This window comes from Hymenobacter sp. GOD-10R, assembly GCF_035609205.1.
GTDB lineage: Bacteria > Bacteroidota > Bacteroidia > Cytophagales > Hymenobacteraceae > Hymenobacter.
In genome coordinates this window covers 106,660-120,206 of record NZ_CP141188.1, presented here as the reverse complement: position 1 = coordinate 120,206, position 13,547 = coordinate 106,660, and the positions used below count along the sequence as shown (strand labels likewise).

The window sequence follows — 13,547 nt, the reverse complement described above, 5'->3', positions numbered from 1 at the left end:
CACCGTTTTCGTAAACTACTTCGGCTCCCAAAAAGTATTCCTTCTCGTTTTCACAGCTGATGCTTCTTCAGCCCTCCTCAGGGGAAGGATTCAGGGCGTAGGCACGAGCGTCAACTCGAGCTGCTGCACTCGTGCCGGGGTTTCGGGGCTTAGGGTGAAGAAAACCTCTACTGCGGCTCGCTCGCCCAGCAGCCGGAAGCGGCCGCGCAACTGGTTCTCCGGCTCCAATTCGCCGACGCTACGGATGGGACCGGCCTGCGCCAGCAGGGCTTGGGCGGCCTTGCGCCGAGTGGCCAAGGCTTCATCAAGGAAGAAGTTGTCGGCGAACAGCGGGTTGGTGGCTAGCGTGTTGAAATCGGGCAGCAGGGCTGCCAGCTCGGCTTTGCGCTGCGCCAAAATGGCCGAGATGGTCACCACGCGCGGCCGCAGCCCGGCCAGCGTGAGCAGCGTATCGAGGGCGCTGTAGTTCGCGTAATTGGGCGCGGTGTAGGTTTGGTTGACAAAGGCTACCACGCCGATGCCGTATTCGGGCAGCAGAAGCCAATGCGAGCCGAAGCCGGGCAGCCCGCCGCTGTGGCTGATGAAGCGGTGCCCGTCGCAATCGTGCGAGACACTCAGGCCATAGCCGTACGAAATGCTAATGGGGCAAGCTTGGCCGTTGGGCCGGCGGCGGTTGCTGATGAGGGCATCGAATGTCCACGACTGCTGCATCTCGCGCCGCGAGCTGCGGCGCACCGGCCCGGCGTCGGGGCCGAGGCGTGGGGCGGCATCGGCCTGAAACGCCAGGTACTTGGCAAAATCGTCGACTGAGGTGAGCAGCCCGCCCAGGGCCGCAAACGACTCGCCTCGGGGCAGCAGCGGCTCTTCCGGGCCCGGGCCCGGGCCCGGGCCGGTGGACGCCCCGTAGCCGTGGGCCAGGCGGGCGGCGGGCACCTGCTGGTAATCCCAGGTGGTGTGGCTCATGCCCAGCGGGTGCAGAATTTTTTCGCTGATGTAGGCCTGCACCGGCTGGCCTGACACCCGCGTGACGAGGCGCCCCAGCAGCGCGTAGCCCAGGTTGCTGTACTCGAAGCCCACGCCGGGCGCATTGGAGACGCTCAGGCCCCGGCCGACCAGCGCGCTCAACTCGGCGTCGGAGCGGCCCATCTGGCGGTCGCCCCAGGGGTTGTCTTCGGGCAGGCCGGCGCTGTGGCTCAGCAGCTGGCGAATGGTGAAGGGCGGCGTGTCGGAAGAGGTGTGGGGCCCTTTTTTCAGCTCGGGCAGGTAGTTTTCGGCCGGGTCGTCGAGGCGCAGGCGGCCTTCGTCGCGCAGGCGCAGCACGGCCAGGGCTACGAAGCTCTTGGTCATGCTGGCGATGCGAAAGACCGACTGGGGCGTCGCGGCGGTGCGGGCGGTCACGTCGGTGTAGCCCACGGCCCCGGCGTGCACCAGCTGCCCGTCTACGACGAGGCCGTAGGCCAAGCCCGGTACGTGGCGCTGGGCCGCAAAGTCAGCGTAAATCTTGTCCAGCACCGGGAAGGCCGCCGCTATGTTGGCCATGCGGCCGCCATCTGCCGGCGCGGTGGTGGGGGATTGAGCGCGGGCGGCCGGCGTCTGAACCAGCAGCCAGCTGGTACCAAGTGTCAGGATACTTCTTATAAAAAATAGAAGTTTTTGCATGCGGCAAGATAGTGCGACGGCGGCTCAGTCGTGCTACGTCCTGCCCCTTCTGCTGAACCCCTCGTTTTACTGAACAAATGGCCTCTTGCAAGTACCATGGCAAATCTGCTTTTTAGTGAAACGGGAGCCGTTTTGCAGCGGGGTTGTTCAAGGAAACGACTCTAAGCGCGGTCGTGATTCGATGAAGCCTTGGCGCTCCAGCAGGTCATCGGTTTGCAGGGCCGTGTGGAGGCTCCCCCCCTGCCGCGGGCCTGCCCCCGCACGGCGGACAGGCCCGCGGCCCACCAGACGCGCTTTTCCACCTGTATTTGCACCTGGTGGGCAAGCCGGACCTATAAAGGCGGAGCGAGCAGGAGCGGACACGAGAGGCTGTGATGGTCAAAATGACCATTTCTGTGCCTGTTGTCATGCGGGCAGTTTGGGGCCCTGTGCACCCACTCCCTAAGCGGCGCAACGAAACGGCTCCGATGATGAAAAACAGGTATGCGCGCAACCCAACCCTTTAGGGCTATCTGACCGCTGGCCTGTGGCGGTTTACGCGCTGCCAGCCTGGGCCTTCCGCTTCGCACGCGCGGACAACGCAGCGTAGTTTTCAGCCCTAGTTCGACCAATACGCCGTGCAGGGAGCATGGCTGTGCTACGGACACACGACGGACAGATTTATTGGCCCCAAAAGGCATCTTCCTGGGCCGTATCGGCGGTGAAGACCTGCACGTGAGTAATTAGTCCCCCTTCGATCGTGTACACATCAAGGTTATCCACGTCGAGCACGGCGCCGCTTGGCTGGGCGGCGCGCCAGTGCACGCGGCAGGCAACCCGGCGGCCATTCATACTGAGCAGGTCCACTTTAGTTAAGGTAAGCGTGCCGGCAGCCAACTCCTGCATGGCGCCTACCATGCCGAATACTTCGTCGCGCGAATGCTTGAGGCCCGAAAGGCGATGGTGGCCGGGCTGACTCCATTGCACCTGCGGGTGCAAGGCGGCGGCCACTTGGTCAAATTTGCTTTGCTGCACGGCCGTTAGAAAGCGGCGCACCACGTCTTGGGGTTGCGTTTGCATAAGTGAAATAGGAGTGAGGGTGAAAAAATGGTGAGACCCAGCCGGCAATCAGACAGCCGGGCACTTCACGGCAGAAAAGGCCGCGTTTTCCTACCGCAAAGTTTCTCCCGTTAGCGTCCGAACCGCTTACCACCGAACGCCACCCTCTTGCCCTTTTCCGCCAAGGCTGGCTACCCCGAAAGCGAGCGGCTGGGCAACGCAGGCGGGTAGTGGGCCGGGCTGTGCCCCGTCCAGCGCTTAAAGGCACGACTGAAAGCGCTCAACTCGTTGTAGCCCAATAAGTAGGATATTTCTTTAAGCGGATAGGCGCCCGCTTGCAGGTAATGCAAAGCCAGCGACTTGCGCACGGCATCGGCTACCTCTTGATAGTTAACACCTTCAGCCTGCAGCTTGCGTTGCAGGCTGCGAGCACTGGTGGAAAAATTTGCCGCTAGCTCTTCCAACGATGGGATGCCCAAGTACGCGTTGGCCAGCAAGTAACCCGCAATCTTGTCGCGCAATGGTTCCCCAGCCGGCCGGGCCGCTTGCCATTGGGCTACTTTCTGCAGCAACGCAGCTTGCAGTTCGTAGTCAGCGGTGAACAGGGGCATCCCCCAGCACGCGCCGGCCAACTCGACGCTGTACTCGCCGGGCGGACCATCCGCCAGCGTGGCCACGCGTAGCACCCGCAGATGCTCGGGCAACTGCCGGGCGCCGGGCGGAAACCGCACGGCCCGCGGCTGAAGACGTTCGAGCAGCAAGCCATCCAGCTCGTGCAGGACAAATGCCAGCACAAAATCTACGAGGTGCTCGACGACGGTGGCGCTACCCGCCGGCTCGGCGGGTAGCGGCCGAAACCGCAGCCGCACGGACTGGGGGGAGTGGGCCAAGTCGAGCCACACCTGGTCGGTGAGCAAGGGTAGCGCGGCGGCTCCGTGGGTTAAGGCCTCGCCCACCGTGCGGCTGCTCTGCACGAGTTGGCCGACAACACCCAGTGCCGCCGGGGTCGCAGCTTCGCCGAAGTGCAACCCAAACGTGGGGTCACGGGCTAGCTGGGCCGCATTGAGCCAGAGGTCGTGCCACTGCTTCGCCGACGGGGGGCCGTGGAGGGGGCTGAGCAGGGCGGCCGTGTCCAGCCCCGACTGCCGGGCCAGGCGGTCCACGGCCAAGCCCCGCTGGGCGACATAGGCCAACAAGGCCAGGGCGAGTTGTTGTTGAGGGTGCATAGAACAACCGGAAGTGAGCGGGGCGAAGGTAGCAGCCCGTTCGCCTACGAATGCACCCGTGGCGTGCTAAGGCAATTGAATGGCGTCTGAGGGTAACGAGCGCGGGGCAAGCGGCGAGCACCTTTGCCAAACCAACTACTAGACTGGTGCCTGAACCCTAGTGTAGCTCTCGCCGATTTCTTACTTCATTGCCTGCCTCCTATGGCTCCCCCTTCTTCCGATACCCACCGGTTAGTCAGCACCTACTTGCAGGCCCTCACTACCCGCGACATACCCGCTCTGATGACGTGCTTTGCCGACCGGGTGGACTGGGGCGTGCCAGGTGCCCGTGACTTAGCGTCGTGGCTGGGCCCCCGCCAGCAGCGCGCGGAAATTCAGCAGTTTTTTGAGTTGCTGTTTGCGCATACCGCGCCAGTGGATGCGCAACTGGAGCACTTGCTCGTGGCGGGTCCAGTGGCCATCGTTACCGGAACCTTTGCCAGCACCCTGAGGCAAACGGGCCGGTTGTTTACCTCCCCTTTCTTCCTCTTATTGACCGTGGCGCAGGGGAAAATAGTGCGCTACAGGCTGCTGGAAGACACCCATGCGCTGGTGGTAGCGCTAACGTAGTCAGCTTCGTGTACCGTACTCCTACTACCTCACGAAGCACACTCCCAGAATCCTTGCACATCACGGGTTGCCTTCACCGGGTTGACTAGGTCGCACTGCTTATGGGCTTCGTGGTGGCGGTGAGTGACGGTGGCCTTGTCCACTGCAGTGCCCAATACGAGGTACGGGCGCAACGTAACCAGGGCCAGCAAAAAAGGACCGCGCGCCTTGGTTCGCAGCCGTGACGGCTTGACCACGAAGCTGCACGTGTTTGGGCTAGCGGACGCAACTCCAGCGGGATTTTTTTGGCTGTCGATGTTGACCAGGGGGTCACATTCCCTGCTCTTTAAGCTCGTACCGACGAGTAGGTCAGACTTAAATACAATTGGTGGGTACAGCCAGCGGCTGGGTTGTTTCCACTCCGGGCTATTCAAATTGGATTACCGAATTGGCCGCTGGTCGTTCCTCGACGAACAAGACGGGCTGAGAGCCGCCACCAGCCGTCCAGGGCCGCTTGCCAAACTGATTAAAATCCAGATAAGTCCCCAGGTGAGTGAAACGGGCGAAGGAATAGGCTGCTCCTTCAGCGCCGAGCGCCGAAGGAGCATCGGCGAGGTGAAAGTGCAGGTGCGGGCCGGTCGTCTGGCCCGTGAAACCGACTTGCGCCAGCACCTGACCCTGTTTGACATGCTGGCCGGGTCGTACGCGCAGGCTACCGGGGCGCAGATGCTCGTAAAAAGCCGTCTGCTGCCGGCCCAGATCCAAGGCGATGTAGTTGCCAGTTGCCTGCGCCGCCGAATAAGCGGGATGGGCGGCCAGCGTTGGGCTTTCGGAAAAATCATTCTGCGTCGCTACCACCACGCCGTCGCGCACGGCCAGCACGTCAGCCCCGTAGCCGTACCAGTTGCCCACCACGTTCTCGTCGGCGCGGGCGTAGCGGCCTTGCCGGTCGAGTCTGATAAAGTCGATGGCGTAGCGCCCGGGGATGCGCGTTTGGCCATCAATGGTATAGCGTACCCGGCGATGTCCCCGCTCCCACGACGGCTCGTATACGGCCGCCCAAGGGCCCCCACGCAGGGGCGGACCGAGCACGGGGGCGCGGTGCTGCTTGAGGGGTAGCCACGCGTCCCGGCTGTGCACCACCCGTTTTTGAACTCCCTGGCGGTAGGTGTACGTCAGGTGATGACCCAGTTGCTTAACCGAAGCCTCGGCAGGCAGTTCCACTTCGAGATAAAGGACCTGGGCTGCGCCAGGGAGCACGCTGGTAGAAGGCTGGCCAGTGCGGCCAAAGCGGGCAGCCAAAGCGGCTCCTTCCAACACGGCCACCGCCGCGTGGGCTTCACTCACGACGCGTAGTTTCTGGACGTTTAGGGTATCCGCGGTTGGGTTCGTCAGCAGCAATTCGTAGTACAGGGTAGGCTGACCGGCAATACGCACCACGGCGGGCGCAAATGGCACGTGCAACTCTAGCGCGCGCGGGACAGAATCGGCGCCCTTCAACTCGATGAGTAACAGACAGCTAATCGCTTGCAGATAGAACTTCACAGAAAGTCTAAAAATGGGGGTAGAAGACTCGGGATGAAAGAAATTAGCCCCGTGGGCAAATTGAACAAGCACAAGGCGAGGAACTTACCCCGCCACACGGGTGCTGACTACGTTCGTGGTGCGCGGTGTGCAGGCCTTGGCGAAGGAACTAGAAAGGATGTGAAAGCGGGCTGCTGAGGCGATGCCTGGGCCAGCTGTTATTCATCTTATTCCGTCTTGCCCTTAAAGCTGGCGTAAATGGCCATGGCATGCCCATGCCCCAGTTCAAACTCTTCCTTGAGCCAATTCGTGATGACCGTTGCCTTAATGGAAGCAACTAGCTGCCCATCCTGTAAGAATCCTTTTGCTTCCGCGAGTTGCCTGAAGTCATCAAGGCTTTTGCCCGTTTTAGCTTTAATGTTGTCGATGTAGGCTTGAAAAGACATGGCGTTGGATTTGTAACTGGGTAAGCGGAAAAGGGTTGGTGTCTTGTCCTCGAATAAGTTGACAATTTCGCCTGCTTTGTTGAGTTAATCACCCTCCTTTAAATGAACAACTCTGCCGAGTAGTGTTCGGCGTCTTCTAAGCGGGAAGAGAAGAACTCCTTAAACTGGTTGGGTCAGTCGCCTGGGTTTGGCTACAAAAATCCGCAATCAGCCTACAAGCTCCACTAAACTGCCCTAGACCTTTGCGAGGTCATTCTTTTAACTTCACCTACTCTCATGACCTCTCAGACAGAAACTTCTTCCGCTGATGCAATGCCTGGCTCCTTAAATAGCTCAACTGCATCAACCAAGTCGACCAAACCCGTTGCTTTGGTCACCGGGGCCAACCAAGGTATCGGGCTACAGATAGCCAAGGACCTCGTCACGCACGGCTTCACGGTGCTGGTCGGCTCGCGCAACTTCCAGCGCGGCGAAGCGGCCGCTCAGGAGATTGGCCCCGCCGCCATTGCGCTTCAATTGGACGTGACGGACTCGGAATCCATCACCGCCGCCACTGAGCGCATCCGCCTGGAAGTGGGCCGCCTCGACGTACTCATCCAAAACGCGGCTATCTCGAATGCACGGAACGGGAGCATGTCTATGCAGGAATACGCCCAGATATCAAAGGCCAGCAACGTCGACATTAACGATGTGCGGATGGTTTGGGAGACCAATGTCTTTGGCGTGCTGGCCGTCTATCAGGCCCTGCTGCCGCTGCTACGCGAAGCCCCGGCCGCATCGTCAACGTCTCCAGCGGCGTGGGCTCGCTGACCAGCAACTCGGACCTAACGAATCCCTTCCGTCCTTTCTTCAGTCCCGTTTACCCGGCCTCCAAAACGGCCCTCAACGCCCTAACATTGGCCATGGCCATTGAATTGGAAGCGACCGACATCAAGGTCAATGCGGTCTCGCCGGGCTTCACCAAGACAGCACTCAATGGCTATGCCGGCACGGAAACGGTGGAGGAAGGTGCCCGCGAGGCCGTACGCATGGCCCTGATTGGTCCAGATGGCCCAACCGGTGGCTTTACGCACGCCACCCGCGGCATCATTCCCTGGTAAATAGCTGTTGTCACTTGGCACGTCGCCGGGGAACAGCCAAGACACCTAATCGGCTCCTTGAATCGATTTAATCGGTGTAGCAGCTCTGTTCCGATTGCCTGTTGCCTAACCCGCCAACTATTCCCGCCTATGAAAAAGCCCGCAGAAGCTCCTCGCCGGTTTGAATCACTCTCCGACTTGCATCGGGCATTAGGCTTGCCTAAGCCGCTGCACCCGCTGATCAGCTTAGTCGATAATCGGGACAATCAGGTGGCGCCCCAGTCCTTCGCGACGCCGTTCAGCATGAATTTTTATAAGATTGCCTACAAGCCCCATCTGCAAGGAAAATTCAGGTATGGACAACATTTTTACGATTTTGAGGAAGGCGGCCTCCTATTCGTTTCGCCGAACCAAGTAGGAGCGGGTCACGTGACCAATGGCGACCATGCAGGCTATACCCTGCTCATTCACCCGGATTTTCTCTTGCCCTATCCCCTAGCTAAGCATATTACGCACTATGGTTTTTTCTCCTATGCAGCCAATGAAGCCCTGCATCTTTCAGATGCGGAGAAAACCACTATTATAGCCGTTTTCGACCTTATCAACGGGGAGTTGAACAGCCGGATAGATGAGTTTAGCCAGGATGTGCTGATTGCCCAAATCGAGTTGCTTCTACGGTACGCCAACCGGTTTTACAAACGGCAGTTTATTACCCGCAAAGCCGTGAGCACCGACTTGTTGCAGCGAATAGAAGACGTGTTAACTACCTATCTGAGCAGCGATAACCTCGCGCATCACGGCCTGCCGACGGTGCAGTACTTAGCAAGTTGCGTTCATTTCTCGCCCAGTTATTTGAGTGATACGCTGCGCGCGCTGACCGGGCAAAATGCGCAGCAGTACATCCACCAGAAGCTCATCGAAAAAGCAAAGGAAAAATTAGCAACTACCCAGTTGACCGTCAGTGAAGTAGCCTATGAGCTAGGCTTCGAACACCCGCAATCTTTCAGCAAATTATTTAAACTAAAAACCGCTCTTTCCCCTTTGGAATTTCGGCGCTCCTTTCGGTAAGCCGGCCGCGCTAGGCCCCTTCGGGCACCAGCCTACGATGCCCCCCCCGCACGCAAGGCAGTAGCAAACGATGGAATGGACGTGCCCGACCCAACGGCCGACGGCCTGGCCCCGGTCAAGTACATCGACCACGCCCTTATTGCGATGGTCTAGAGATGATGGACAGAAGAAGGACGCATCTTTCTTCAGTCATGACTACGAAAAAAAGAGTGGAACGTGGCCTGATAAATGGCGCAAGTACGACGCAACCTTCAAAGTGGAAGCCTTACGTCTCGCTTCGGAGAACCGCAGTACGCAAGCGGCGGCTCAGCAGTTAGGCATTAGTCCGAAGCTGCTTTATCGCTGGCAACAGGAGCAATTAGTAGCTGAAGTGGGCAGCGCAGAAGTGGCGCGCGACCCGGAAGTACGTTAATTGCGTGCCCAACTGAAGCGGGCCGAGCAAGAGTTGCACCGCTGCTCGCGTAAAATCGACGGTTGGGACGTGCGTGACACGATGCCCGAGGACCTAGTCAGTGAAGCCTTGCGGTGGGCACTAGCTGTGCGGTGGCCCCCGGCCGGGCTCATTGTGCATTCTGACTTGGGCAGCCAGTACACGGCCACCCGCTTCAAGGCCCTACTGGCCCACCACGGGGCCCGGCAAAGCATGAGCCGGCCAGGCAACTGCTACGACAACGCCCATGCCGAATCCTTTTGGAGCCGCTTCAAGGCTGAACCGCTCGACGGCGGCCGCTTCCCTGGCCTAGCCGAAGCCAAGCTCGAAATCAGCCACCACATCGCCTATTACAATGCCGAACACCGGCATTCGGCGCTTGGTTATGTCGCTCCCAACCACTTCGAAACCCAATTGCAAACCACGTCTCAACTCTGTCCGGCTTAGCTAGACCAGCTAGACTACCTCATTCCATCTGTGTCGTTATAGGAAAAGAGGTGCTTAGGATGACATACTCTTCTTAAATGGGACAGTTGGGTAGAAGGCTTCTTAACGAAAGAAGGACACTTTACCGGTTCTCTTTATCCTACTATTAGCCTCTTTTCCTGCTTAGTGCCGCCAATACGGCAGGTAGGCAAACATAGGAAGAACGAACTATTAGAAGGTGTCCAAACTCGAATCTAGTTTCCGGTGCCCCAGTTGGGGACGAAATCAAGGGCGAGGCCAACAGACCAAGCGACAAAACTCCGCTTGACGTCTTGGTCAGCTCACCCCTAGTCAGCAAAACCAGGTGTGATGACTGTTATAAGCTGCACTACGAGATGAACCATCCGAAAATAGGTCGTTTAGCGCCTACTCGTTCGTCGCCATTAGGTAAGCGCAACTGCTGGCGTGCGCACCCACGGGTAACCTGGTCCATGCAGCCCGCTTGGGCTAAGTCCCGTCTAGTTGGGGAGGGGCGAGTACGTATCTGCCCGTTGCCTCACGCACGAAAGATAGCCGCATGTGCACCGCCTCGTTTTCTCGTCTTTTGCTTCGCCTGGCTTTTCTCGCGTTGACGACCGGGTGCGGGCGCCTACCAGCCCCCGGCACCGTCTCGTCGCGCGGCGGCGCCACTACCCATCCCGTGGTGGCGATCACCCACGTGAACGTCATCCCCCTCACTGCTGGAGGACACGTGTTGCCGAATGTGACAGTCTTGATCAGGAATGATCGGATTGCCGCGCTCAATGGGCCGCTTCCGGCCGGCACGAAGCGCATTGACGGGCGGGGCAAATGGCTGATGCCCGGGCTGATCGACATGCATGTGCACGTGCCAACGGATACGCATTTTGGTCCTCCCAGTCCCACCCACGCCGCTACCCTGTTCTTGCATACCCAGGATATCATGACGCCTTATGTCGCCAATGGCGTGACGACCATCGTGGATCTTAATTCGCGGGCAGAGCATTTTGGGCAACGAAACGAAATCGCCCGCGGGGACGTCATCGGGCCGCGCCTGGCGCTCGCCGCCTTGATCAATGGCGGGGAGGGCCCCGGTCGCATTGCCACTACGGCGGCGGATGGACGACAAGCCGTTCGCAGCGCCAAAGCCGAGGGGTATGAGCTCATCAAGGTGTATTCGCAACTCAACAGCGAGACGTTCCAAGCCATTGTGGACGAAGCAGACAAGCAAGGGCTTCGCACGATAGGGCACATTCCCAACGCTTTTCGGGGAAAGTTAGCCCACGCTTTTGTCCCGCACTTCGGCATGGTGGCGCACGCGGAGGAGTTTTCCAAACAAGCCACGGCCTTCAGCGACCAAGAGGCGCAGCAGTTCGCGCAACTCGCGCGCGCCAATGGGACATGGCTATCCCCAACCTTGACGACTAGCCACCAGATTCTGCGCCAAACCCGCTCCTTGGACGAACTGCGCGCGTCTTCAGAATTGCAATACGTCCACCCACTTTTCCAAAGTAAGTGGTTAACGGCGAATAACTACAACCGCAACACCTCACCCGAACGGATCGCCTATTGGGAGAAACTCGTTTCGTTTCACGTCCGGTTGGTGCAGGCGTTTCGGGCCGCGGGGGTGCCCCTGGTCGTGGGAACCGACACCGGCACGTCGGGGGTCATCGCGGGCTTTGCCGTGCACGACGAACTGGAGTTCTTAGCGGCCGCGGGCCTGACGGCCGAAGAAGTCTTAGCTGCCGCGACGCGACTGCCCGCGGCGTGGCTCGGGCTGGGCCAGGAAATCGGCACCATCGAGGTGGGCAAACGGGCGGACCTGGTATTACTAACTGCTAATCCGCTAGATGACGTGCGAAATACGCGTGCGATTGCGGGCGTTTTCGTCAACGGTCGTTGGCTTAAGCGCCCCACCCTCGACGCAATGCTGGCGAAGCTCTCCAAACGCTATACAGCGATGAAAGGACACTATGACTGGCAGCAAACCAGTGGTCGCTAACCAGGTGGTTCAAACGGTTCCTAGCACTGCTAGTCGCTTTGTCGGCCTAGCGCACCGGGCCTTTTTAGCGTATTTACCGCAGCATGCGGATCTGTATTGGGTGACGACCTTCTTCCAGGCCATGTAGGTCATCACGCGCCGGTAAACCGGCTGGGAAGCGTAGCTGCTCACCTCGTGGGCAGCAGGGTAGGCGACGGCCCGTCAAGCGGTGGCGGGGTAGTAGACGCTCTATTCTACTTTCCAGCCTAAGCTTTGTTGTGTAAGTAGAGGGGCTAGGTAGTCGGTTATGCGTGCCAGCGTTTTTCCAGCGCCTGTATCCCTTATGCCAGGGTCTGTACTTGGTCGTCCGTCGCCGGGCCACCTGCTCGTTGAATACCCAAGAAGAGGAGGCCGGCTAGGCGTGTGATGCCAGCCTCTTACCCCTGACCTTGGGCCACGGCCGCCACTCACTGGCACCGGTGGCAGGTACTAGCTGTTCAGGTGCGCTTGCTTGCTATAGCGACGTGCCGCTCGTTCTACCGAGTGCTGCTGGTGCATAGCGCGCCAACCAGAATGGCAGACTAATAGCGTGTTAAATGATTGGCTAGTAGATCCTGCCTTTACCAATGGCCGCAGCACCAGCGAACACGCAATGATCTTGATTACAGCCGATCGCATGAAAAAAGCCCAGCATTGACTGGGCTTTTTGCTTTCAAGAGCAAGTAAGAATAATGGATAACGGGTGCAAACCTACACACTGGCGGAGCCCGGACCAAGAGTTAACATTAAAATAATTTAATATATACCCTTAGGCAGCTGGTGCAGCGGTGAAACTGGCTCCTACTTACCCGAAGTCTCTCGTCTCTACCGCGACCGGGCCGCGCTTCTGCCAGCAGGTCGCCGAAGGGATACCACGAGGAGATTTCCCATTATGAGAAAAGTGAGGGCGAGAAAAGCGGGGAGGAAAGGATCGCTCTACCTAGGCTACTTGGATCGTTTACGCGAGACTAGATTTAACGCGGAGTAGCACGTAATCAATGGCTGAGCTAGTTAAATTTATTCTTGTTTAGTTTATAAATAACTCACCAAAAAGCGTTTAGCAGCAGAATTCCCAAAATGGGTTATTTGTATATTTTTAGGAACTTTTGCTAATGCTTACGCTCGCGCAACGCACTTCTGCGCTATAAAAGCTGAAAATCTGGCGGGAATGGCCGAAACGCGGAACAAGGGCTTGTAGCAGGGAGTTTGACTTTTCTAATACACAACATTTATATATTTATATGTTTAAACGTTATGTTGAACTTGCCCTTGCTTTCAAGAGCACCCTTGTTCCTTTCTACCTTCTATTTGCAACTCTCGTATGAAACTCCACGCCTCCCCTTTCCACCCCATTACCGGTGATCTGCTCCCCGCCTACCGCGACGCGTACTTGCGCGGGGACCTCTCCAGCAAAAATACCGACGCCGTCGATGCCTACATCAAAGCCAACAGCCAGCAAGCCGATGCCACACTGCGCCGCTTCTATGAGCTGAAGGGCAAAGGACATGAGGTACAAGCTGTCGGCTGGGTACAACGCCAATTTGATCTGATCCGCACCGAGCCCCAGCGTTTCCGCCAGCGGGCCGCAGCGATGGTCGTGGGTACCGCCCTGGTGGGCAGCGCCGTGTTTGCCGGCTCGAGCCGCCCCATCACCACGGAGGCTACGTCTCCCCTCGCTTCAACGACGATGGCCGCAGCCGAGACCGAAGGTTCTGCGAGCCTGCTGCGTGTGGCCACGGTACGCGGCCGTATCCTGGACGAAGAAGGTAAGCCGCTGGTGGGCGCTACCGTGCTGCAGAAAGGCAGCTTCTACGGCGTGAGCACCGATGCCAAGGGCGAATACCTGCTACGTGTACCGGCGAATCAGCCCGTGACGCTGCAATACGGCTACGGTGGCTACACCGATGAAGAAGTACAGGTGAAGGGGGGCACCACCGAAAACATGACCCTAGTACCGCGCACGAAAGCGGCGAAAGTGAAAAAGCACCGCTGGTTCATCTTCTAACCAGACCCTATCCTACTCCT

The 13,547-nt window shown here is 58.8% G+C and carries 13 protein-coding genes and 1 pseudogene; 7 read left to right on the top strand and 7 right to left on the bottom strand.

What is annotated here, in order from left to right; genetic code table 11:
- Positions 1-90: 90 nt before the first annotated feature.
- The 4 genes from SD425_RS29365 to SD425_RS29350 all read right to left on the bottom strand — a co-directional run bounded on the left by SD425_RS29365 (position 91) and on the right by SD425_RS29350 (position 3,923).
- Positions 91-1,659 (bottom strand): serine hydrolase domain-containing protein, encoded by a 1,569-nt coding sequence (locus SD425_RS29365; RefSeq protein ID WP_324680639.1) that lies wholly within the window; start codon positions 1,657-1,659, stop codon positions 91-93.
- A gap of 147 nt (positions 1,660-1,806) precedes the next feature.
- Complete coding sequence (locus tag SD425_RS29360) at positions 1,807-2,022, bottom strand: hypothetical protein (protein ID WP_324680637.1); 216 nt, start codon at positions 2,020-2,022, stop codon at positions 1,807-1,809.
- Between the two features lie 297 nt (positions 2,023-2,319).
- Entirely contained in the window at positions 2,320-2,718 is a 399-nt protein-coding gene (locus tag SD425_RS29355) for a nuclear transport factor 2 family protein (protein ID WP_324680635.1), read from the bottom strand.
- Between the two features lie 170 nt (positions 2,719-2,888).
- A complete protein-coding gene (locus SD425_RS29350; protein WP_324680633.1) occupies positions 2,889-3,923 on the bottom strand; it encodes an AraC family transcriptional regulator in 1,035 nt (344 codons plus the stop codon).
- Between the two features lie 201 nt (positions 3,924-4,124).
- Here SD425_RS29350 and SD425_RS29345 point away from each other — a divergent pair, with 201 nt between their 5' ends.
- Positions 4,125-4,532 carry a nuclear transport factor 2 family protein gene (locus SD425_RS29345; RefSeq protein ID WP_324680631.1) on the top strand — a complete coding sequence of 136 codons (408 nt, stop codon included), beginning with the start codon at positions 4,125-4,127 and terminating at the stop codon, positions 4,530-4,532.
- 29 nt (positions 4,533-4,561) lie between these two features.
- Here SD425_RS29345 and SD425_RS29340 read toward each other — a convergent pair whose 3' ends face one another.
- The 3 genes from SD425_RS29340 to SD425_RS29330 form a co-directional block, all read right to left on the bottom strand.
- Complete coding sequence (locus SD425_RS29340; protein WP_324680629.1) at positions 4,562-4,768, bottom strand: hypothetical protein; 207 nt, start codon at positions 4,766-4,768, stop codon at positions 4,562-4,564.
- A gap of 169 nt (positions 4,769-4,937) precedes the next feature.
- A complete protein-coding gene (locus tag SD425_RS29335; RefSeq protein WP_324680628.1) occupies positions 4,938-6,056 on the bottom strand; it encodes a M23 family metallopeptidase in 1,119 nt (372 codons plus the stop codon).
- 206 nt (positions 6,057-6,262) lie between these two features.
- Positions 6,263-6,481, bottom strand: a complete 219-nt coding sequence (locus SD425_RS29330) for a DUF4287 domain-containing protein (protein WP_324680626.1) — start codon at positions 6,479-6,481, stop codon at positions 6,263-6,265.
- A gap of 312 nt (positions 6,482-6,793) precedes the next feature.
- Here SD425_RS29330 and SD425_RS29325 point away from each other — a divergent pair.
- From SD425_RS29325 to SD425_RS29300, 6 genes and pseudogenes are all read left to right on the top strand, one after another.
- A pseudogene (locus SD425_RS29325) lies at positions 6,794-7,581 on the top strand (SDR family NAD(P)-dependent oxidoreductase).
- 129 nt (positions 7,582-7,710) lie between these two features.
- Positions 7,711-8,628 carry a helix-turn-helix transcriptional regulator gene (locus SD425_RS29320; RefSeq protein WP_324680624.1) on the top strand — a complete coding sequence of 306 codons (918 nt, stop codon included), beginning with the start codon at positions 7,711-7,713 and terminating at the stop codon, positions 8,626-8,628.
- Between the two features lie 70 nt (positions 8,629-8,698).
- Positions 8,699-9,040, top strand: coding sequence for a transposase (locus SD425_RS29315; protein WP_324680622.1), 342 nt, complete (start codon positions 8,699-8,701; stop codon positions 9,038-9,040).
- On the top strand, positions 9,041-9,505 hold the full coding sequence (locus SD425_RS29310; RefSeq protein WP_324680620.1) for an integrase core domain-containing protein: 465 nt from the start codon (positions 9,041-9,043) through the stop codon (positions 9,503-9,505).
- 556 nt (positions 9,506-10,061) lie between these two features.
- Entirely contained in the window at positions 10,062-11,504 is a 1,443-nt protein-coding gene (locus SD425_RS29305) for an amidohydrolase family protein (protein ID WP_324680618.1), read from the top strand.
- Positions 11,505-12,843: 1,339 nt separating this feature from the next.
- Complete coding sequence (locus SD425_RS29300) at positions 12,844-13,527, top strand: carboxypeptidase-like regulatory domain-containing protein (RefSeq protein WP_324680616.1); 684 nt, start codon at positions 12,844-12,846, stop codon at positions 13,525-13,527.
- The last annotated feature ends 20 nt before the right edge of the window (positions 13,528-13,547 follow it).